This window comes from Micromonospora sp. ABR4_055, from assembly GCF_056160425.1.
In genome coordinates this window covers 1-219 of the sequence record NZ_JBSWXD010000385.1, presented here as the reverse complement: position 1 = coordinate 219, position 219 = coordinate 1, and the positions used below count along the sequence as shown (strand labels likewise).

Annotated in this window: 1 pseudogene; it reads left to right on the top strand. The window is 72.6% G+C overall.

The features are described from left to right. Window positions 1-219, top strand: a pseudogene (locus tag ACXAHD_RS32495) (4-hydroxy-2-oxovalerate aldolase); the annotation flags it as partial.

The window sequence follows — 219 nt, the reverse complement described above, 5'->3', positions numbered from 1 at the left end:
TCCACGCCCACCACAACCTGTCGTTGGGCGTGGCCAACAGTGTGATCGCCGTGCAGCACGGCACCACCCGGGTCGACGCCTCCCTCGCCGGCATGGGCGCCGGGGCCGGCAACGCCCCCCTGGAGGTCTTCACCGCCGTCGCGGACCTGCACGGCTGGAAACACGGCTGCGACACGTTCGCGCTGATGGACGCCGCCGAGGACCTGGTCCGGCCGCTGC